The following is a 21,334-nucleotide window of genomic DNA, read 5'->3' on the forward strand; positions in this document are numbered from 1 at the left end:
CATAATTATATTGCAGTATTTTAACATGTAAAAAGGGGACGTCAATCTACCAAATGATGAGGTAGATTAACGTCCCCTTTTCAGATATAACACACTAATCGCTCAGTCAGTTTTATGATTATAAATGAATTTAATCAAGCGTTGACATAAGATGATGACTAACAGAACGGTACCAATTAGAAAGCCGTATTTCGCAATTTGATGACCTGGTGTTTGATAGCGCAGGACAATGTGATTCGTGCCAGTTTTTAAAGGTATACCAATAAAACCTGTACCTAATGCCACTAATCGAGATGAATGATCAACTGCAGTCCAACCTTTACTATATGGAATGGTTGTTGCTAATATACTTGCCTTTTTCACTTTAATTGTTGTTGATAATTGATTATTTGTTAATGTGTATTTAGGTGCAGTTTTTTGGATTGTTTTAGCCACTTTATTGAATCGATAATCAGTAGGGATAGCCTTAACTTGTACATCAAAACTATATTCACCAACCTTGCTAAATGTTAATGGGATGAATGTTTCTTTCGTTGTATCACTTGCTTGTCCAAGATTGAGCGTTACTTGCTTTTGTGGATTATAAAATGATAAGTTTGATTGCCCTGTTTGAGTGAATGTATTCGTTATATTATTATAAGTTGCAGTTAACGTATAACCCGTTATTTCTTTGCCAATACTACTAAAGTGATGCTTATACCAATTCCACGTAAAAGCTTTCTCATTATAGCGACGATCAATAAGGTTTTGTTCATTTTGACCATTTTGTTGATGATCATAACGGTATTTTGTTAAAGCAATCTGTTGTTGTTGTTTGATATTATACGGATGGAAATGAATGTTAGAAAGTTCCAAATGTAGCTCAGTACCAGCTAAATCTTTAGAAGGACTGAGATAAAAACCAGCTGGTAACCAATCGGAATTCGTTTTATAAGTCATATGTAATTTTTTAGTCGGTGACTTAGTTAGATTTGTCCGAATTGGTGCTGTTTTAACTGATTTTGCAAATCGTGAATGTTGTTTGGTGCGACTATTCTTGACGACAATACTGTCTGCTAAACTAGCCTCCTTAGTTGTTGGTGATAGCTTATCATAGTCAGTTTGACTGATTTTATACTTTGGAAAATATAATAATGGGTAAGCATTTTTAGAATGTACAAGTGATTGACCATTAACAACTTGATTTGCCACGACCTGATATGAATAAGGGGTCAGAGAATTTGGATTCTCATAGCGATCCGAAACGCCCAATACATTACTAAGAACATCACGAGAGTCAAGATTACCAGTAATATCATTAGGATTGGCAGTATTAATCGCAAGTTTTGCGAGTCCGGAACCTACAGCACCATTTTGCAAGGACCAATAACTTTCGATATTATTCAACGGTCCAATAATAGGTAAGTTGGTTGCCGGTGCAATACCGGTTGCATTATTTAATTGATTGTCAACATAAGCTCTTGTGAGCGCTTTTGTTTGTGGTTTTAAATATTGATGTTGTTGTTTGATTAGTGTTTGAACAACTTGATTAGACAGTGAATCAGTCGTATCTGGATTAGTATTATTTGTGTGATTACGAATAGTTAACAAGAAAACATTTGACAGAACGAGTACAACTAACCAAATTGGTTTAAAATGTGGTGTTGACTGGGTTAACCATAAAACAATGATCGTCACAAAATAAATAGCAATCATGACGCCATAGCGATTATTTAAATTAAAATTACTAATAATAAGTAATGAAAAACTAGCAATTAAACCAACAATGAAAAAGTAGAGATAGTCACGCTTTGAAAGATTGGCTAAATCATTAAGCATTTGCAACAATATAAAGCTTGCTGGTAATAAAATTAGGAATAACCAGCGATTAGAAGGTGAAGAACCACCATTTAAAATAGCAGCAAAAGCTGGTAGACAGACACCTATTGAACAAATAAGCCATAGATAATTAAAATAACGATATTGATGCCAACGACGTAAACTAAAAATAATTGCCATGATACTTAGTGCGCTAAAACCACCAGTTAACCAAAATGATGGTGTTGTCAGGTTAGCAATTAAATTTCCCGGTAACGCAAAATAATAGTATAAGGGATAAAGGGTGAGACCATTAGCCAGTTCATTATTTGAACGTGCAGAACTAAAGACTGCATTCACACTAGGAATGAACAATGGACTTGCTAGTAAACTACCGATTATGCTAGCGAGTAATACCTTAAAATGTGTTGTCCACTTCGTCCATGTATGATGATAAAATTGATAGCCGACCCAGAATATCCCTAAGCCAATGACCATCATAAATGCGAAATAAAAATTGTTCCAAAGTGTCCAAAAAATCATGACAATTAAGAAAATATAATTTTGTTTTGATAGTGCATAATCCATTGCTAAAATAAGCAATGGGAAAATGATTAATGGATTAATGAAAAAGGGATGTTCAAAAACGGCAAAGGCTGTATAACCAGAGAACACATAACTAAAAGCGGCTAATTGATACTGCCAAATAGGTCTTTTTTTGAACCAATGATGGGCAGCTACTAAGAAGGCCACACCAGCAAGATATAACCTGACAATAATCATGAAGTTGTAATAGTTTAATAGATGTGATTTAGAAATAAAGGCAACGCCATAGCTAAAAATATCACCTAGCGTATAGTAGGAAAAAGTTTGATAATAATCTGCCCCTAAACCGAGTTGCCATTGCCAACTTGTCGGTAAATAATGGTTATGAATAATATCTTTTAAATCATTTTGCCAGTGTACTAAGGCTGGCACATGTTGGGCAATACCATCAGATTGCCAAACTAATGAAGTATCAGTCAAATAATAGGGCATAAAAATAAATAATGCGATAATAAAAAAATAAATTGTATAGGTAATAAGTGATCGATAAGACCATTTAAGATGCAATTGCATGTTTGATACCTCCAAAAGACTATCCAAAATATTATATCATTTCCAAGAATAGCTTATGAAAAAAATACACAAAAATAAGAGACAAAGTAGTTTTTAAAAAATATAATAAATAATTAAGAGTAAGTGTGTAACCGTTTACAGATTGCATAACTTAGTCTATAATGACACAAGTACAAGTATGGATCGTACTTGTGTCACTATTATATAAATAAGGAGCGTGGCAATTATGGTAAATTTCATTATTGCTAGTCATGGTGAATTTGCTGCGGGTATCCGACAGTCAGGTCAAATGATTTTTGGGGAGCAAGAAAATGTGCAAGTTGTAACATTTATGCCCAACGAAGGTCCAGAAGATTTGATGAAAAAGTTTGAGGATGCACTTGCAACATTTGAACCTGAGGGACAGGTCTTGTTCCTCGTTGATTTGTGGGGTGGATCACCATTTAACGCTGCATCTCGTATTCAAGCTTTGCATGAAGATCGTATGGCGATTATTACAGGCTTGAACTTGCCAATGTTAGTAGAAGCTTATGGGGCACGTTTTACAATGGAAACGGCTGCTGAGATAGCAAGTTACTTGATGCCAGTTGCAAGAGATGGTGTTAAAACCCTGCCTGAGACGGAGGAAACAACAGCAACGACTGAAAATACTTCAGAAGATGCACAACCTGTTGTTGAGGCTGGTGATGTGAACGAAGTCATTCACACGGGCACGGCAACGATGGATGTTCGTTTGGCACGTATTGATTCACGTTTGTTGCACGGACAAGTTGCAACGGCATGGACTAAGACGGTAGCACCAAACCGAATCATTGTTGTTTCAGATAGTGTTGCAAAAGATGAATTACGTAAGACTTTGTTGACGCAAGCGGCACCGGTTGGTGTCAAAGTAAACGTTGTGCCCATTCAAAAGTTGGTTGATGTTTGGGATGATCCACGTTTTGCATCTGTTAAGGCACTATTATTATTTGAAACACCACAAGATGTCGCAAAAGCGGTTGAAGGTGGCGTAAAGTTAAATGAAGTTAACATTGGATCAATGTCTCATTCAGAAGGCAAGCGGATGCTAACAAATGCTGTTGCTGTTGATGATGAGGATATTAAGACATTGGAATACCTACGCGATAATGGTGTGACTTTCGATGTTCGTAAAGTACCAGCTGATCAAGGTAAAGATGTCTTTGACTTGTTGAAGAAGTCATAATTTGTTTTTTAATTTATTAGAGAAATTATTCGGGAGGATAACGCATGATTTCAGCGTTTTTCGTAGTTCTATTTGCATTCCTTGCTGGAATGGATGGAATTCTAGATCAATTCCAGTTTCATCAACCACTAGTTGCCGCCACATTGATTGGGTTGGCAAATGGTCATGTAACTGAGGGTATTATTCTTGGTGGAACATTACAAATGCTTGCCTTAGGATGGATGAACATTGGAGCAGCTGTTGCACCAGATGCGGCATTAGCATCGGCTGTATCAGCTTACCTTGTTACTGGTCCAGCACAAGTTAGTGTTGATACTGGTATGGCGATTGCTATTCCATTGGCTGTTGCTGGACAAGTTTTGACAATTGGTGTTCGTACAATTACAGTTGCTTTAGCTCATATTGCTGATAAGCAGGCTGAAAAGGGTAGTTTACGCGGTGTTGAAACTGTTCACTGGTCAGCCTTAGCATTACAAGGTTTGCGTATTGCAATTCCTGTTATTATCGTGATGGCCGTGGGTGCTGGTCCTGTTAATACTGCTTTGAACGCAATTCCTGATGTTATCACAAAGGGATTGGCTGTTGCTGGTGGCTTTATCGTGGTTGTTGGATATGCCATGGTTATCAACATGATGGCAACTGCTGAACTATGGCCATTCTTCTTCTTAGGATTTGCATTGTCAGCAGTTACAGAATTGAATTTGATTGCAATGGGTATGATTGGTCTTGTACTGGCCTTGATCTATCTACAACTATCACCAAAGTTTAATGGTGGCGGTTCAGGCAAGGGTGGTTCAAACAGTTCAAATGGTGATCCAATTGATACCATTTTAAATAACTATTAGGCTTGGAGGATAGTACATCATGAGTGAAAATGAAAAAAATGAAGTTCACTTGACTAAAGGTGATCTAGTTAATACTTGGTGGCGTTCAACTTTCTTGCAAGCTTCTTGGAATTATGAACGTATGCAAAACGTCGGTTGGGCATTTTCAATGATTCCCGGTATCCGTCGTTTGTACAAATCAAAAGAAGATCGTGCAGCAGCATTGAAGCGTCACTTGGAATTCTTTAATACGCATCCATATGTCGCCTCACCTATTTTAGGTGTTGAGCTTGCCATGGAAGAGCAACGTGCAAATGGTGCCGAAATCAATGATGAAGGTATCAACGGTGTTAAGGTTGGAATGATGGGGCCTTTGGCTGGTGTTGGAGATCCTATTTTCTGGGGAACGATGCGTCCTGTCTTAGGCGCTTTCGCTGCTGGTATGGCCCAAACAGGGTCAATTTTGGGACCAATTATCTTCTTTGTGGTATGGAATTTGATTCGTATGTTGTTCCTATGGTATACCCAACAATTGGGTTACAAAGAAGGAACAAATATTACACAAGATTTGGCTGGTGGTGCTATGCAAAAGATCACCACGGGTGCTTCAATCTTAGGTATGTTTATCATGGGTGTGTTGGTTCCTCGTTGGACAACTATGAACTTCCCAATGGTGATGTCTAAGGTTAAGGTCCAAAGTGATGCGACAGCTGGTGTACCAGGATTGGCTAAGGCAATCAACAATGGTGATGTTTCAGCTTCACAAATTGCTGATGTTGTAACAAAGATTCAAGGTGGTCAATCATTAACAGCTTACAAAGTGACGACATTACAAGATACATTGGATCAATTGTTGCCAGGTTTGGCACCATTATTGTTGATGTTTATTGTACTTTGGTTACTACGTAAGCGTGTATCAGCAATTACAATTATCTTCGGATTGTTCATTGTTGGTATCTTGGCATACGCCTTTGGCATTATGTCATAAACCAATTTTCAATAAATTTGCTAAAATAAAAGATGAGGTCGTTATCATAACTGCCCCATCTTTTTTATATAATCTAGGAGAAAAAAATGGTTCAGGCATTAAATACAAAAATAAACTTATCAGGTAATGCAAATGCATTGATGTCACCAGTTAATATTCAACAAGGCAAAATATATTATGGTGATCGTGGGATAGAATTTCGAGCAAACATAGGTGGTGGTTTTATTCAAATTCCATGGCAAAATGTTGAAAGTATCAGTATTGAAATTATGATGAAATTTTATTACCGTGGTTATTTCATCAAAACAACAAATGGTAAAACTTTTGAATTTGTTGGTGGTAAAGCAAAACAAGCACTTGAGATTTTTAGAGAATATTTAAAACCTGAGCAAGTTTTACGACGTAAGGGTGTTTTGGAACGAAAACGCAAATGATTTGTGTTAAAATGAGCAAATAGGGGGATTGGTTAATGAAAACATTGAATTTGTATGTTGTACGCCATGGGAAGACGTATTTTAATCGTTATAACAAGTTACAAGGTTGGGGTAATTCACCATTGGTTGATTCGGGGATTCAAGATGCCCATACTGCAGGTCAAAAATTAGCGCAGGTAAAATTTAAAGCAGCTTATAGTTCGGATACAACTAGGGCAATGGATACAGCTAAAATTATTTTAGACGAAAATAAAAATAGTCGTGATATTCGATTAATTACAGATGCAAAATTTCGAGAAGAATTTTATGGTAGTTTTGAAGGTTCAAATATGGACGTCGCTTGGACAAATGCAGGTGCACCAGTGGGTTTAAGAACGTATTCAGAAATTGTTGATCATTATGGTGTTGATAAGACGAAAGATTTATTAAAAGATGCTGATCCATGGCACGATGCAGAGAATAGTGATGAATATTGGGAACGCGTTATGGCAGGATTAAAGCGTATTTTGATCAATCCAGTGTTAGATGATGGTGACAATGTTTTATTAGTTAGTCATGGTAATACATTAATTTCATTAGCAGATCGTTTTGGTGAGGGGAAAATCCAGGTACATGAACGGCCAGCTAATGGATCAATTTCACAAATGGCGTTAAATAAGGCAGGGTTAACGATCCTATCCTATAATAACCAACCTGTACAGGACTAAATTAGTGATAATTGTTTTTGATTTTATTAACATAATGCAGGACACTATTTGAAATATGGTGTCCTGCATTATTGTATTTGTTATGCAATTCGGCATATCTTTTTATGACGTGCTATACTTATTCACGTTTATAAAAGGAGGGCAGCATTGTGACCCGTAAGAAAAAATTACCAATAGGGACTGCAATCGTTGTTGCAGGGTTATTAATTTTACAACAGACCGGCTTCATTAAATTTGATGATTTATCAAGTTCGCAACAAAGTCAGTCAGCACCGTCATCCAGCGTTACAACAAAGATACATAGTAAAGATGGCGTTAATTATGGGACAGTAGCTGATGAACATCCAAGTGAATCATTAGCAAAAACAGTTTTAACACCAGAAATTAAGAAACAACTAAAAAGTAGTCAAGTTTCATATAATCAATCAGGTGCGTTTATTGTTAATAACAATCAGACAAATTTAGATGCGTTAGTTAAGGTCGCACCTTATGTGCAATTATCACAATTGGATAGTCATGAACGTCCAGGTATGGCCAATGCATTTTTAAGTAAAAGTTCACGTCAATACCAATCTCGTTCAGAAACAGGTAATTCACAAACCGTTAATCCAGTGGGCTGGCAACAAGTAACAATTGGTGGACGATACCACACATTGTATAATCGTGGGCATTTAATTGGTTATGCATTAGCTGGTAATATTCGCTCATTCGATTCTTCTGAAGCGAATAAACAAAATATTGCGACGCAAACAGCATGGGCCAATCAATCTTCAAATGGGAATTCAAAAAATACAGGTCAAAATTATTATGAAACACTTATACGTAGAGCATTAGATCGTCATCAAAATGTTCGTTATCGAGTGACGCCACTTTATAGTGATAACAACTTAGTACCTTCTGGTAATCATTTGGAAGCAAAGTCAAGTGATGGGAAGCTACAATTCAATGTCTTTATTCCTAATGTACAACCAGGAGTTGAAATTAATTATGCGACTGGGGCTAGCACAACGATAAATTAGAGAGATGTAAATTTTCATATAGATTATGGTTACTTTAATATTTATATTGTAAAAGATGATGTGTAACTAATATATTTGGAGGGTATAGTTATGGAAAAAGAACAACAATTATCAATTTTAAAAGATCTAGTTGCGATTACATCAGTCAATAATAATGAGCGACAGGTTGCTGATTATCTGAAACAATTATTTGATTCTGTGGGGATTACTAGTACTGTTTTACCGCTTGAAAATTCTCAATCGCGAGCAAATTTGGTTGCAGAAATTGGTTCGGGGAAACCAGTATTAGCTGTTTCAGGGCATATGGATGTTGTATCCGTTGATCCAGATAATTGGGCAACTGATCCATTTGAGATGACTATTAAGGATGGTAATATTTATGGGCGCGGCACAACGGATATGAAAGCTGGGTTGGCAGCTTTAGTTATTGCAATGATTGAATTAAAGCAAAGTGGTGACAAAATTCCTGGGACGATTCGTTTGTTAGCAACGGCCGGAGAAGAAGTTGGCATGCCCGGTGCCACAGCACTAAAAGCACAACATTATATGGATGATGTTGATGCCTTACTAATTGCTGAACCATCAAGTGAATATCGCGCCATATTTGCTAATAAAGGTGAACTAAATGTGACTGTGAAATCTGTCGGTAAAGCAGCTCATAGTTCTATGCCTTATTTAGGAAATAATGCTGTTGAGCATTTGATTGATGTATTGCAAATAATTAAGACAAAATTAGCTGACCAGATAGCCAATATTAAGAATGATGTCTTAGGTGATACTGTTATCAACATTGATACAATTCATGGTGGCGATCAGGTTAATGCAATTCCTGCATTGGCTACGGCAGAAATTAATATTCGTACAATTCCTGAGTTTGACAATAAAAAAATTTGGGGAAAAATTCAGCAAATTGTCACAAAGTATAATACAGAGAGTACAGGACAAATTTCAGTGAGTGCTGATATGGATGTGGTGCCAATCGTAGGTAATGCAACTTCTAAATTAATTTCTGATATTCAACGAATTGCAGAACCATTTATTTCTGAAGATAAGATGTCCAAAGAAGAAATGTTACAAATGATGTCAGATGCTAAGAGTATTGGTATCGATGATTATCAAGTTGGAAAAATAATGACATTAGGTGTTCCTGGGGGAACAGATGCTAGCCAATTTTTAGTTGACCAACCTGTTGGTTTTGATTACGTTATGTATGGTCCGGGTAATAATACGCCACATCAGGATAACGAGTTTGTCCCTGAATCTCAGTATTTTGATTTTATTGAAATTTATAAGCAACTATTTAAAGAGTATGGGGCTCGTTCGTAATCAAAATAAAATTGGACGTAGAAATCTGTAAAATAGTAATTTCTTCATATCATTAAAATATAAAAAAGTCCGCAAGATTTGAAAAATCTTACAGACGATAATTGACTAACAGTTATAATGTGAAATGTCAGCGTTTAAAACGTTGGCATTTTTTTTGTTTAATATCTAGCGATTGTATTTGAACTTTTTCTAGGAATTTGGACGATTGATACCGTAATTCTGATTAATACCTAAGTCGTCATTTGTCATTAATTTTACAACAAAGTCAGCAATACTATTAATGGCAATGTCATGACCGCCAAAAGGCTCACCCTTAGTTGTCAATTCATATATTTCCGAACCATGATCAAACCATCCCGGGCGAATAATGGTGTAGTTTAGTGATGAATTTTCAATGAGGTCGGCAGCTTGACGATATTTTTTTAAAAACGGATTCTGATCAAGATTGCCACTTTTGCCAATATTAGCAGGTATTTCATTATAAATACCCATTGATGCAATAAAAATAATGCGTGAAACTTGTGCTTCTTTCATGACGGATATAATGTTTTTAAGATATGTTGGTAAATCACCACTTAATGCGATAAAAACGATGTCTTGGTTTTGCATGGCTTTTAGTAGTGATTCTTTATGGCTAACATCACCACTAATTTTGGTTTCTCTATCACTATTAATTGTTAGTTGGTTAGCGGTTCTAGCAAATAAAGTGAGATGATCATTTGTTTTTGTTAATAATTGTTGACGAGTAGCTTGACCGATAGTGCCCGTGGCGCCGATAATCAGAACATTTTTCATAACATAAACCTTTCTTTCTAGTTATTTGTTTGCATAAAGAATATGCTTAATATACACCTTAGAGTGAACGCCAACACAAGTTAATTTAATTGAAAATTTTATTCAAGAAACATGCGTATTATTTGTATTTTGGTCATGTCTATGCACGTGAATTATTAATACCAAAATATAAGGTAGGTTAGTGTTACTAATATTCTGATTGGTTGTCATAGATAATTGTTAAAACAAGGCTTCTTAAGTATAGCTAATCGCTTTGTGTTATAAATAAAATGGTTAAAAACAAAAAGTACGACGACAAATTTGAAAATGAGGGGTACTCTGAAAGTTAAAGTTTTAGAGTACCCCTAAAAATCGTTTTCGGTACGAAAGATTGTGCCTTATTTATCAAAGAGTTCAGTTTTCAAAGATTTTAAAATATCATTTGGAGTAATGACTTTTTGATGCAAAATTGGCTTATCAAATAAAGTCAACACCTGATTGGGAATGTCTGTATTTGTTTTACTCGACAAGTGCGTTAATGCATCGGCACCTTCAACTACCTTTTCACCAAGCGCTGATAAAATAGTTTGTGGAAATTTATATGGGCTTGCAGTAGCGGCTAATAGAGTAGGAGTTTCTTGATCACTAATCGACTGATACACATAGCGTCCAACAGCAGTATGAGGATCAATCAAATAATTGGTTTGATCAAATACTGACGAGATTGTATCACGTACTTGCTCTTGTGTTGCGAAATGAGATTTGAACTGCTGTAAGTTACGACGTGTGTCTTCGAACAATCGATATTGACCATCATCGGCCAATGCTTTCATATATGATTTAACTTCTGAAGTGTTACGGTTACTAGCAAAATATAGTAAGCGCTCCAAATTACTTGACACTAAAATGTCCATCGCTGGCGCATTGGTGACTTTAAAAGGGCGCCTGCTGTCATAAACACCAGTATTAAAAAAATCTGTTAAAACATTGTTTTCATTTGAAGCAACCACAAAATCATTGACAGGCAAGCCTATCTGACTCGCATAATAGGCTGCTAAAACATTGCCAAAATTACCGGTTGGCACGACGATATTGATTTTATCCCCAACTTTGATGTCATTTTGTTTAATTAGTTGTGCATAGCTGTAAAAATAGTAAACGATTTGTGGCACCAGTCGACCAATGTTAATTGAATTTGCTGACGAAAAACGCATGTGATGATCAGCTAGTTCTTGAATGAGTTTTTGATCACTCAAAAGGGTTTTAACTGCTTTTTGTGCGTCATCAAAATTGCCAGTGATTGCTGTGACATGAGCATTTTTACCCGTTTCACTGATCATTTGTTGACGTTGAATATCACTGACACCAATTTCTGGATAAAACACCACAATTTCTGTATTTGGTACATCTGCAAAGCCACTCATAGCAGCTGTTCCAGTGTCACCAGAAGTTGCAGTCAAAATAACCACCTTGTCAGTGCTTGCTTGCTTTTTCGCTGAAGTTGTTAGCAAATAAGGCAACGCTTGAAGTGCCACATCTTTAAAAGCTAATGTCGGTCCGTGAAACAATTCGATATAGTGCAGGTTCTTTTCCCGATGTAAAGTGATAATTTTCTCATTATCCCATTGATCACCATAAGCTTGACAAATAATATAATCTATTTCTGATGCGCTGAAGTCGTCAAAAAAGGCATCAAAAATTTGCGTTGCAATTTCCGCATACGTTTGATGACTAAGTGTGTCCCAATCGACTGATATTTCAGGCCATGATTCGGGTATATAAAGACCACCATCTGGCGCAATACCATTCAATATAGCTTGACTAGCAGAAACTGCGGGTGCTTCACCACGTGTCGATATATACTGCATTTCATTTAGTTCCTTTATCATTAGTTTAGTTTATTATAACAAATCCATTTATTTGTGACTTTAAAAATGATAAAATTATAAGACGTTAATTACAATACATTAATTTATCGAACATTAATTATAAAAGGGAAGAAATATGGAAATTGGAATTGGCCTCTTTGGACTCGGTACAGTCGGCACAGGTGTCGTTAAAATTTTACAACAAAATGCACAACAAATTACTGAACGAACTGGTGCGAAATTGGTCGTTCGTCATGCTGTTGTGCACAATTTAAATAAACAGCGAACCGGCTTTGCTCAAGATTTTCCAATTACTGATCAGCCATCCGACGTTTTAAATAATCCTGATATTCATATCGTTGTAGAAGTCATGGGTGGTATCACAGAAGCCTATGATATTATCAAGCAGGCGATTACTGCTAAAAAGCATGTTGTGACTGCTAACAAAGACCTTATTGCTAGTCATGGTCAAGAGCTTGCTAATTTAGCGAATGAAAATGGTGTAGACCTCTATTATGAAGCGGCTGTGGCTGGCGGCATTCCAATTTTGCGAACACTTGCAACGAGTTTTACTGCTGATGAGATTACTCGTGTCGCTGGTATTATTAATGGCACAAGTAATTTTATTTTGACACAAATGGCATCAAATGGTTTGACATACGAGGATGCTCTGACTTTGGCACAAGAAAAAGGATTTGCTGAAGCTGATCCTACTAACGATGTCGCTGGTTTTGATGCCGCTTATAAGCTGATTATTCTTTCAAATTTTGCATTTGGTATTCAACCAGTTCTGGGGGATGTCAGTATCAGTGGCATCACAAACTTAACAGATTTAGATATTGAAGATGCTAAGAGCTTTGGTTATGGCATCAAATTGCTTGGTGTTGCGCAACGCGTTGGCGACTCAAATGACGCTATTAGTATTGAAGTTGCACCTTACCTAGTGCCTTTTGATCATCCATTAGCAACCGTTAATAATGAAAACAATGCCGTTTTGGTTAATGGTGAATCCGTAGGTGAAGTCATGCTTTATGGGCCAGGTGCCGGTGAAATGCCAACAGCTAACTCGGTTTTAAGTGATTTGACAAATATTGCCACAAACTACATGCCAGGGAAACCATTTAACACATTTAATCAAAATCTTGATTTAGCTAAGCCATCTCAACGTGTGGCACGCCGATTTATAATCATTGATGTGGCTGATACACCTGGTGCAATGTATTCCGTAACAGGTATGTTCACTTCAGCAAAAATTAGTTTCACTGATTTAAAACAAACACCTGCCCAAAATGGCTATGCCCGACTTGTTGCGCTCACATATCCTGCATCGGATGCACAATTAAATGTTATTAAAACAACTATCCGCAATGCAGATGGTATCAATTTAGTTTCGGAGTACAAAATTTTTTCATGATTACGATAAAAGTACCAGCCACTAGTGCCAATATTGGTCCGGGATTCGATTCTTTGGGCGTGGCTTTAAACCTATATTTAACACTTGAAATTCACGAACAGACAGCCACTTGGGAAGTTTTTCATGATTATGGCGATAGCATGCCCACTGATCAAAATAATTTTATTGTCTCAACGGCATTACGGATTGCGCCTTTGCTAAAACCACATCGCTTAGTTGTAAAATCAGATATTCCACTAGCTCGTGGTCTTGGATCTTCCTCATCAGCTTTGATTGCAGCTTTAACAATGGTTAGTATCCTAGACAATAAGCAATATACTAAAGAAGATTTACTTCAAATTGCCACCAAATTAGAAGGACATCCGGATAACGTTGCGCCGGCTATATTTGGTGGTGCTGTCGCCGCTTATTATGATGGTACATCTGTCTTTCACACACCATTGCATTTTCCAAAGTCACTAAGTTTTGTCACTTTCATACCAGATTATCAACTATTAACAAAAAAAGCACGTGCGGCCTTACCAGAGACTTTATCCTTTAAACAGGCTGTTGCTGCAAGTGCAATTAGCAATACCCTGGTTGCTGCATTAGCTGGTAATGATATTAGCACTGCACGACACTTAATTGAACAAGATCAATTTCATGAAGAGGCGCGAGCATATCTTGTGCCAGAACTGACAATTATTCGTCATATTGCCCATCAGCAAAACATAATTGGTACTTATTTGTCAGGTGCTGGTCCAACTGTCATTTCTGTTGTTGACGAAACGGAGGCTAATCAGTTAATAACGGCCATTAATTTGGCTAAGTTGCCTGGGAAAACATATCATTTACATACTGATTTAACCGGTAGGATAGTTCAAATAAAGGATTAGGAGGATGCGTGTCAATTAGTGCGCTATTTCATTATGAAAGTTTCAAAATTTGGTGGATCATCTTTAGCTGATGGTCAACAACTAAAAAGAGTTTTTGATATTATCCGAGATGATTCAGAACGTAAAGTAGTTGTGGTATCTGCGCCTGGGAAACGGTTTAAAGATGATACGAAGGTGACTGATTTGCTTCTCAGTTACGCTAAAGCAACAATTGAAGACACAGACGCAACTGACATAATTGAATCTATCAAAAAACGTTATCACGCAATCGGTAACTATTTTGATTTACCAGACCACGACTTAGCTGATTTAGATGAACAGATCAATCATTTGGCAACCAGACATTATCGATCTTTTGATTATTTATATGCTGCGTTCGCTGCTCATGGTGAGTATCTGAATGCACAATTAGTAGCGAAGGTTTTTACCCATTTAGGTGTCCCATCAAGATTTATTGATCCAAAAGAAATTGGGCTATTGGTCGATGATAATGCGCGCCAAGCAACATTTGACACAACGTCATACGATACGATTTCTGAACTTGATTTATCAACATCAGAGCGCTTAATTGTGCCAGGATTCTTTGGCTATACTAAAAATGGTGATATGGCAACTTTTTCACGAGGTGGATCAGATATTACGGGTGCAATTATGGCGTGTGGTTTGCAAGCTGATTTATACGAAAATTTTACAGATGTCAGTGCAATTTACGCTGCTGATCCCAATATTATTGACAAGCCAGCTGCGATTGAGCAAATGACTTATGATGAAATGCGTGAATTGTCTTATGCTGGGTTTGCAGTATTTCATGATGAGGCAATTATGCCAGCCATTCAGGGTAGCATACGTATTAATATCAAAAATACCAATGAACCGGAAGCGCCGGGAACATTTATTGTACCACCAACTGAAGTTCAGCAATCACGTCCAGTAACTGGTATTGCGAATTCGAATCGTTTTGCAGCACTATATCTCCATCGTTATTTACTAAATAAGGAAGTCGGCTTCACGCTAAAAATTCTTGAAATCCTAAAGCGTTATCAAATATCTTATGAACACATGCCATCAGGTATTGATGACTTGACAATCATTTTTGACAAGACGCTCTTAACGCAAGAACAGATAGATGGCATGATGGCTGATATTGCATCAGAAATTAAACCTGATACACTGAAATGGATGCCTAGTTACGGTATTATAATGGTCGTTGGGGAAGGTATGCGCAATCGTATTGGTGCACTGGCTGAAATTGTATCGCCATTGAAAGAACATCATATTAGTCTGCAAATGGTTAACCAAGGTGCCAGTGAAATATCAATTATGCTTGGTATTCAACCTGATCTGTCAGATCGGGCCGTTAAAGCAATTTATGAAAATATAGACTGCTGGTAAAATTGTACGGATAGTTAAAACTAGTCAACGTCATGATATTTATCATAAGAAAAAGAAGCGTGCACAAAGTGTAGAAAATGATATTAACAGTAACATTACAACCAGTGAACCGGAAAGCTCACAAACTGGCGTTGTTAGCAAAATAAAATTAATCCCCACTGGTCATTGAGATGTACTCCGAAAGTGAAAGTTAAAGTAAAAATTTAACTTTTTGGGTATACCTCACATTGCGACTGGTGGGCTTTTTTGTGTTTTCTACCTATATAACAGCAGATAGAAAATCAATCAAATTGTATTGATAAACAAAAAGTCTGTTGAGCGACTAAATTGATAATCGTTCAACAGACTGAAATTACAAACAAACAAATCAAAAATGGTTTTGCCACTAATTTGCCACTAACTCCAACTAAAACGTTGTTATATCAATGTTTGTAGCGTCTTATAAATGAACCCGGGGGGAATCGAACCCTCATCTCCGGAACCGGAATCCAACGTGATATCCATTACACTACGGGTCCACAACACGAGTAATTATAGCCTATTAAATATGTATTTACAAGAGATTCGTAAGCATATATCTTGGTGCTTGTTAGGTTAAACCTTGCAATTTGTTAAGTTTAGCTTTAAAATAATAGTTACAAATCAAAAACCGTTTAAAATAGAAAAGGTGGATAATATGGCATCATCAGAAGGAAAAGCGACAATGGGACGCAATATTAAGCGTTACATTAAGCAGAATGAAATGACAGCGGCGCATTTGGCAGAAGTCATTGGTGTTTCCACGGCGACAATTTCGGATTGGTCAAATGGGAAAACATACCCAAGAATTGATAAAATAGAAGCAATGGCAGAATTTTTTGGTGTCTCAAAGTCTGATCTTGTTGAAGAACCAAATCAAATGTCAAAGACCGTTGCCACTGATGAGCCGGTCTTAATGGCAGCACATTGGGGCTTAGATATTTCTGGATTACCGGATGAAGAACGATCACGTGTTATTGATCGAGCAAAATCATATATTGAGGGGCTAATTGCTGATTACGAGGATCGGAATGGGAACAGATAATTATGATGATCTCTTAATTAGAGTGGAAAATGATTTGGTCGATTTAGGTATGACACCCGTTATCTTAGATACGATGCCTTTAAAAGAAAATTCTGGCTTAGACGGTGTTGCGTATCTAAAAGGTCAAAAAGTTTATATATTTATTGATAAATATTTGTCATTATTTGACAAAGCTCGAACATTAGTCGAAGAATATCATCATGCTATTTCGGACATCGGTAATCATATGGATTATGATGCCACTTTGGCACATAATGATGAAGTTGTTGCACGAGAATCAGTGATTAAATATATGACGCCCGAAGAAGATATGATTAGGGTAGCAAAAGAATACGAAGATCAACCTTTTGAACCATGGATGCTATGTGAAAAATTCGGATATCCATTAGATTTTGCCCAAGAAACGGTTGCCTTATATCAAAGAATTGGTCTGTTAAATTAAACCTAACATTTTCTTGAAATTTGTTTAAACTTAATATATACTAATTTTAGTCCTAAGTTATGCCGCTTAGGACTAAAATTAACAATTGTGATTAGGTTTAAATTAATTGTCAGGAGGCAACTTATGAGTAATGATATGATGACGTTCTTAATAATTTTGGGGACTTTTACTAGCCTATGGATTGCTGCAATGGCAATTATAACAATGATTGAATATTTACTAGCCGGCAATTTTCATCGGATTATACGAGGATTAAAGTTGTTGTTACAATATGGTCTGATTCGATTAGGTGGTGTAGATGGCAAAGAAGCACATAAAATTTTATTAGGTAAATAAAGTTCAATAATTCACAATATAAGTAAATAATGAACGGTCTCGCATATGAATGTGGTGGTACACCAGTTACTACTAACAAAATAGAAGAAGTTTTATTGAAAAATTTTTAACAAGAAAAGTGATGTAAGCAAATAAAAAGCAATTGTTTCCTATTTATCGTATAATAGTTGTTGTAGATAGATAAGTGAATGACACATTAACAACTATTTTTTCTATCCGAGTTTAATTTTAAAATTATCAAATTAAACTTAAAATAGGTGTTAACCGGGTTGTTTGCGAAATTGTAAACAAAGTCGTATAATAAATCATGTAGAAACGTTACAAAAGAATTTTTTCTGGGAGGAATCTTAATAATATGACTGTTAAGATTGGTATCAACGGTTTTGGCCGTATTGGTCGTTTGGCATTTCGTCGTATTCTTGAATTGAAGGATACAGCGGACGACATTGAAGTTGTTGCAATTAACGATTTAACTAACCCTGCTATGTTGGCATACTTGTTGAAGTATGATTCAACTCATGGTACTTTGAATGCTGAAGTTTCAGCTGACGAAGAGGGAATCATCGTTGATGGTAAGAAGATCCGTGTATACGCTGAGCGTGATGCAGCTAACTTGAAGTGGGTTGCAAATGACGGTGTTGAAATTGTATTGGAGTCAACTGGATTCTATACTTCAGCAGAAAAGTCACAAGCTCACTTGGATGCTGGTGCGAAGAAGGTCTTGATTTCAGCACCTGCTGGTAAAGTTCCAACGGTTGTTTATGGTGTTAACCAAGATACATTGACTGCAGATGACAACATTGTATCTGCCGGTTCATGTACAACACAATCACTTGCACCATTAGCAAATGCTTTGGACAAGGAATTTGGTGTAGAAATTGGTTTGATGACGACTGTTCACGCATTCACTGGTACACAAATGCTATTGGATGGACCTAAGGGTAAGAAGATGCGCTCAAACCGTGCAGCTTCTGTCAACACAATTCCTCACTCAACTGGTGCTGCTAAGGCTATTGGTCTAGTTGTCCCATCAGTTGCTGGTAAGTTGGATGGTCACGCACAACGTGTCGGTGTTGTTGATGGTTCAGTGACTGAATTGACAGCAGTTTTGTCAAAGAAGGTTTCTGCTGAAGAAGTTAACGATGCAGTAAAGAAGTATGAGAATGATTCATTTGGATACAATGATGATGAAATTGTATCTTCAGATATCATTGGAGATACACACGGTGCTGTGTTTGATCCAACTTTGACTAAGGTTATCACAGTTGGTGATAAGCAATTAGTACAAACTGCTGCTTGGTATGATAACGAGTATGGTTTCACTTCAAACATGATCCGTACTTTGTTGCACTTGGCAACACTTTAATAGTTACTTAACTATTATTGAAAACGGGTGGTTTAGTAATAGTCTGAACCACCCGTTTTTTATATAAGATTCGTAGTATTTGAAGTAAAAAAGGGAGAAAATTTCCATGGCAAAGTTAACAGTTGAAGACCTAGAATTAAAGGGTAAGAAAGTATTGATGCGTGTTGACTTCAATGTACCGCTTAAAGAAGTTGATGGGCGTCAAGAAGTTGCAAACGATAACCGTATTGTTGCAGCATTACCAACAATTAAGTATGTTTTGTCACAAGGTGGACGAGCAATTCTATTCTCACACTTGGGACGCATTAAGAGCGAGGATGATAAGCCAGGACTTTCAATGAAGCCTGTGGCACAACGTTTGGCTGATTTACTTGGTCAACCCGTAACGTTTGTACCTGCTATTGAGGGTCCTGAGTTGGAAGATGCAATCAACAAGTTAGAAGATGGACAAGTGTTGATTTTCGAAAACACGCGTTATGCTGATGTTGTTGATGGTGAAGTTGTGAAGCGTGAATCTAAGAATGATCCTGCACTTGGTGCTTACTGGGCATCATTAGGTGATGTATTTGTCAATGATGCATTTGGAACAGCTCATCGTTCACATGCTTCTAATGCTGGTATTGCAGCAAATATCTCACAAACAGCGGCTGGTTACTTAATGGAAAAAGAGATTAAGTTCTTAGGTGGTGCTGTTGAAAATCCTAAGCGTCCATTCGTAGCCATTATTGGTGGTGCAAAGGTTTCTGACAAAATTACAATTATTCAAAACTTATTACAAAAGGCAGATAAAGTGATTGTCGGTGGTGGTATGGCATACACATTTGCTGCCGCTAAGGGTGAAAAGATTGGTAATTCTCTGTTTGAAGAGGACAAGGTTGAACTTGCTAAGCAATTGATTGCCGATGCTGGTGATAAGTTAATTCTACCTGTTGATGCAATTGCCGCAGATAAATTTGCAAATGATGCTGAGACTTACGTTGCAGAGGGTGACATTAAAGATGGTTACATGGGACTTGATATCGGTCCTAAGTCTGTAGAATTATTCAAATCAGTTCTTTCAGATGCAAAGACGGTTGTTTGGAACGGACCTATGGGTGTGTTTGAGATGGCAAACTTTGCAAAGGGAACTCTAGCAATTGGTGAAGAACTTGTTAAGGTTACTGCTAATGGTGCAACGACGATCGTTGGTGGTGGTGATTCAACTGCCGCCGTACAACAATTGGGTGTTGCCGATCAATTAAGCCACATTTCAACTGGTGGTGGTGCTTCTCTAGAATATCTTGAAGGAAAGACGTTGCCAGGAATTGCAGCAATTTCTGAAAAATAAATTTGATTAATTAAAAAGGAAGTCGGATTTTGTTATCTGACTTCCTTTTTAGTATGTCAACATTGATTGGTTTGTGGTAAACTATTCCAAACGGTAATGAATAAGGGGACATATTATGGATATTCATAAATTTGCTGTTTTTCTTGATTTGGCGGAAACGGGGAATTATTCTGAAACAGCAGACCGATTATATACAACACAGGGGAATATTTCAAAGCAAATTTTATCTTTGGAAAAAGAATTAAAGACACGACTTTTTAAACGTGAACATCGGCATATTTATTTGACAGAGTCTGGTCGTATTACAGAGATGTATGCTAAAAAAATTTTACATGAATTTTCGGCATTACAACAAACGTTAGAACAACATAATACAGAGTCAGATAATGTTTTAACGATTCATACCATGCCAACTTTTTCAAATTATCGTGGCTTTTCATTGATGAGTGCGTTTCATCAACGGTATCCAGAAATTACGTTACATTTTTCAGAAATAAAAGATAATTTATTGTTAGACTCTTTAAATAATAATCAGGCTGATATTGTATTTGGTCATTATACGTCTACAAATAATCAAACCATTGAAACGTTATTAACGGATCAGGATAATTTAGTTTGTATTCTTCCGGTAAATCATCCATTAGCAAATCATCAAATTATTTCATTAAACGATTTAATGTCAGAAGAATTATTGCTGCTTGAAGGAGAAGAGACATTAATTTTCAATAAATTAGGAGTCATGGGTGATAAAAAACAATTGTCATCTGCGGTATCATATCAAGGTGAAAGAATCGATATTATCTTAAACATGGTTTCAAATGGGATGGGAATTGCCCTAATGATGGAAAAAAGAGTTGATATGACAAATGATGGTCCATTAATTAAGCGTAAAATAGGAACAAATACAACAAGTAATTTTGGCTTTATGAGATGTAAACAAATGCATGAATCAAAGGCGAATGAATTATTTTGGAAATATATCACACAAGCAACTAATCACGATATTCTTTAAACGTATTTTTAGTTGTTAATGTGTTACTATAATAATATAAAATTAAA

The 21,334-nt window shown here is 36.6% G+C and carries 19 protein-coding genes and 1 tRNA gene; 16 read left to right on the forward strand and 4 right to left on the reverse strand.

What is annotated here, in order from left to right; all coding sequences use genetic code 11:
- Positions 1-102: 102 nt before the first annotated feature.
- The gene (locus AC3B5D_RS01090; RefSeq protein ID WP_489839939.1) at positions 103-2,916 is read right to left on the reverse strand and encodes a YfhO family protein; all 2,814 of its coding nucleotides are present in this window, start codon (positions 2,914-2,916) and stop codon (positions 103-105) included.
- 226 nt (positions 2,917-3,142) lie between these two features.
- Between AC3B5D_RS01090 and AC3B5D_RS01095 the strand changes: the two genes are divergently transcribed.
- The 7 genes from AC3B5D_RS01095 (at position 3,143) to AC3B5D_RS01125 (ending at position 9,418) form a co-directional block, all read left to right on the forward strand.
- Positions 3,143-4,120, forward strand: a complete 978-nt coding sequence (locus tag AC3B5D_RS01095; RefSeq protein WP_489839938.1) for a mannose/fructose/sorbose PTS transporter subunit IIB — start codon at positions 3,143-3,145, stop codon at positions 4,118-4,120.
- 44 nt (positions 4,121-4,164) lie between these two features.
- Positions 4,165-4,965, forward strand: a complete 801-nt coding sequence (locus tag AC3B5D_RS01100) for a PTS mannose/fructose/sorbose transporter subunit IIC (protein WP_489839937.1) — start codon at positions 4,165-4,167, stop codon at positions 4,963-4,965.
- A gap of 19 nt (positions 4,966-4,984) precedes the next feature.
- Positions 4,985-5,932, forward strand: a complete 948-nt coding sequence (locus AC3B5D_RS01105) for a PTS system mannose/fructose/sorbose family transporter subunit IID (RefSeq protein WP_489839936.1) — start codon at positions 4,985-4,987, stop codon at positions 5,930-5,932.
- Positions 5,933-6,018: 86 nt separating this feature from the next.
- Positions 6,019-6,366: a DUF956 family protein gene (locus AC3B5D_RS01110; RefSeq protein ID WP_489839935.1), complete on the forward strand. Its 348-nt coding sequence runs from the start codon at positions 6,019-6,021 to the stop codon at positions 6,364-6,366.
- A 35-nt stretch (positions 6,367-6,401) separates the two neighbouring features.
- Positions 6,402-7,073 (forward strand): histidine phosphatase family protein, encoded by a 672-nt coding sequence (locus AC3B5D_RS01115; protein ID WP_489839934.1) that lies wholly within the window; start codon positions 6,402-6,404, stop codon positions 7,071-7,073.
- A gap of 149 nt (positions 7,074-7,222) precedes the next feature.
- Positions 7,223-8,092, forward strand: coding sequence for a DNA/RNA non-specific endonuclease (locus AC3B5D_RS01120; RefSeq protein ID WP_489839933.1), 870 nt, complete (start codon positions 7,223-7,225; stop codon positions 8,090-8,092).
- 90 nt (positions 8,093-8,182) lie between these two features.
- Complete coding sequence (locus AC3B5D_RS01125; protein ID WP_489839932.1) at positions 8,183-9,418, forward strand: ArgE/DapE family deacylase; 1,236 nt, start codon at positions 8,183-8,185, stop codon at positions 9,416-9,418.
- A gap of 189 nt (positions 9,419-9,607) precedes the next feature.
- On the opposite strand, the gene AC3B5D_RS01130 is transcribed toward AC3B5D_RS01125, so the two are convergent.
- Both AC3B5D_RS01130 and thrC read right to left on the reverse strand, forming a co-directional pair.
- A complete protein-coding gene (locus AC3B5D_RS01130) occupies positions 9,608-10,213 on the reverse strand; it encodes an NAD(P)H-binding protein (protein ID WP_489839931.1) in 606 nt (201 codons plus the stop codon).
- A 377-nt stretch (positions 10,214-10,590) separates the two neighbouring features.
- Positions 10,591-12,060 carry a threonine synthase gene (gene thrC, locus AC3B5D_RS01135; protein WP_489839930.1) on the reverse strand — a complete coding sequence of 490 codons (1,470 nt, stop codon included), beginning with the start codon at positions 12,058-12,060 and terminating at the stop codon, positions 10,591-10,593.
- Positions 12,061-12,196: 136 nt separating this feature from the next.
- On the opposite strand from thrC, the gene AC3B5D_RS01140 reads away from it, so the two are divergent.
- Genes AC3B5D_RS01140 through AC3B5D_RS01150 form a run of 3 tightly spaced genes read left to right on the forward strand, consistent with a single transcriptional unit; the run spans position 12,197 to position 15,741 of the window.
- Positions 12,197-13,474, forward strand: a complete 1,278-nt coding sequence (locus tag AC3B5D_RS01140; RefSeq protein ID WP_489839929.1) for a homoserine dehydrogenase — start codon at positions 12,197-12,199, stop codon at positions 13,472-13,474.
- Positions 13,471-14,349: a homoserine kinase gene (thrB, locus tag AC3B5D_RS01145; RefSeq protein WP_489839928.1), complete on the forward strand. Its 879-nt coding sequence runs from the start codon at positions 13,471-13,473 to the stop codon at positions 14,347-14,349. The genes AC3B5D_RS01140 and thrB overlap by 4 nt, the downstream gene beginning before the upstream one ends.
- Before the next feature lie 33 nt (positions 14,350-14,382).
- Positions 14,383-15,741 (forward strand): aspartate kinase, encoded by a 1,359-nt coding sequence (locus AC3B5D_RS01150; RefSeq protein ID WP_489840598.1) that lies wholly within the window; start codon positions 14,383-14,385, stop codon positions 15,739-15,741.
- Positions 15,742-16,187: 446 nt separating this feature from the next.
- Here the strand turns inward: AC3B5D_RS01150 and AC3B5D_RS01155 are convergent.
- A tRNA-Arg gene (locus AC3B5D_RS01155) sits at positions 16,188-16,259 on the reverse strand.
- Positions 16,260-16,417: 158 nt separating this feature from the next.
- Here AC3B5D_RS01155 and AC3B5D_RS01160 point away from each other — a divergent pair.
- From AC3B5D_RS01160 to AC3B5D_RS01185, 6 genes are all read left to right on the forward strand, one after another.
- Positions 16,418-16,804, forward strand: coding sequence for a helix-turn-helix transcriptional regulator (locus AC3B5D_RS01160; protein ID WP_489839927.1), 387 nt, complete (start codon positions 16,418-16,420; stop codon positions 16,802-16,804).
- Positions 16,791-17,246, forward strand: coding sequence for a hypothetical protein (locus AC3B5D_RS01165; protein ID WP_489839926.1), 456 nt, complete (start codon positions 16,791-16,793; stop codon positions 17,244-17,246). Before AC3B5D_RS01160 ends, AC3B5D_RS01165 begins: the two co-directional genes overlap by 14 nt.
- Positions 17,247-17,369: 123 nt before the next feature.
- Positions 17,370-17,582, forward strand: a complete 213-nt coding sequence (locus AC3B5D_RS01170) for a hypothetical protein (protein ID WP_489839925.1) — start codon at positions 17,370-17,372, stop codon at positions 17,580-17,582.
- Between the two features lie 355 nt (positions 17,583-17,937).
- On the forward strand, positions 17,938-18,948 hold the full coding sequence (gap, locus tag AC3B5D_RS01175) for a type I glyceraldehyde-3-phosphate dehydrogenase (protein ID WP_489839924.1): 1,011 nt from the start codon (positions 17,938-17,940) through the stop codon (positions 18,946-18,948).
- Between the two features lie 106 nt (positions 18,949-19,054).
- Positions 19,055-20,275, forward strand: coding sequence for a phosphoglycerate kinase (locus AC3B5D_RS01180; protein WP_489839923.1), 1,221 nt, complete (start codon positions 19,055-19,057; stop codon positions 20,273-20,275).
- Between the two features lie 115 nt (positions 20,276-20,390).
- Positions 20,391-21,287: a LysR family transcriptional regulator gene (locus tag AC3B5D_RS01185; protein WP_489839922.1), complete on the forward strand. Its 897-nt coding sequence runs from the start codon at positions 20,391-20,393 to the stop codon at positions 21,285-21,287.
- Positions 21,288-21,334: the final 47 nt, after the last annotated feature.

The organism is Weissella sp. ESL1177, assembly GCF_058107185.1.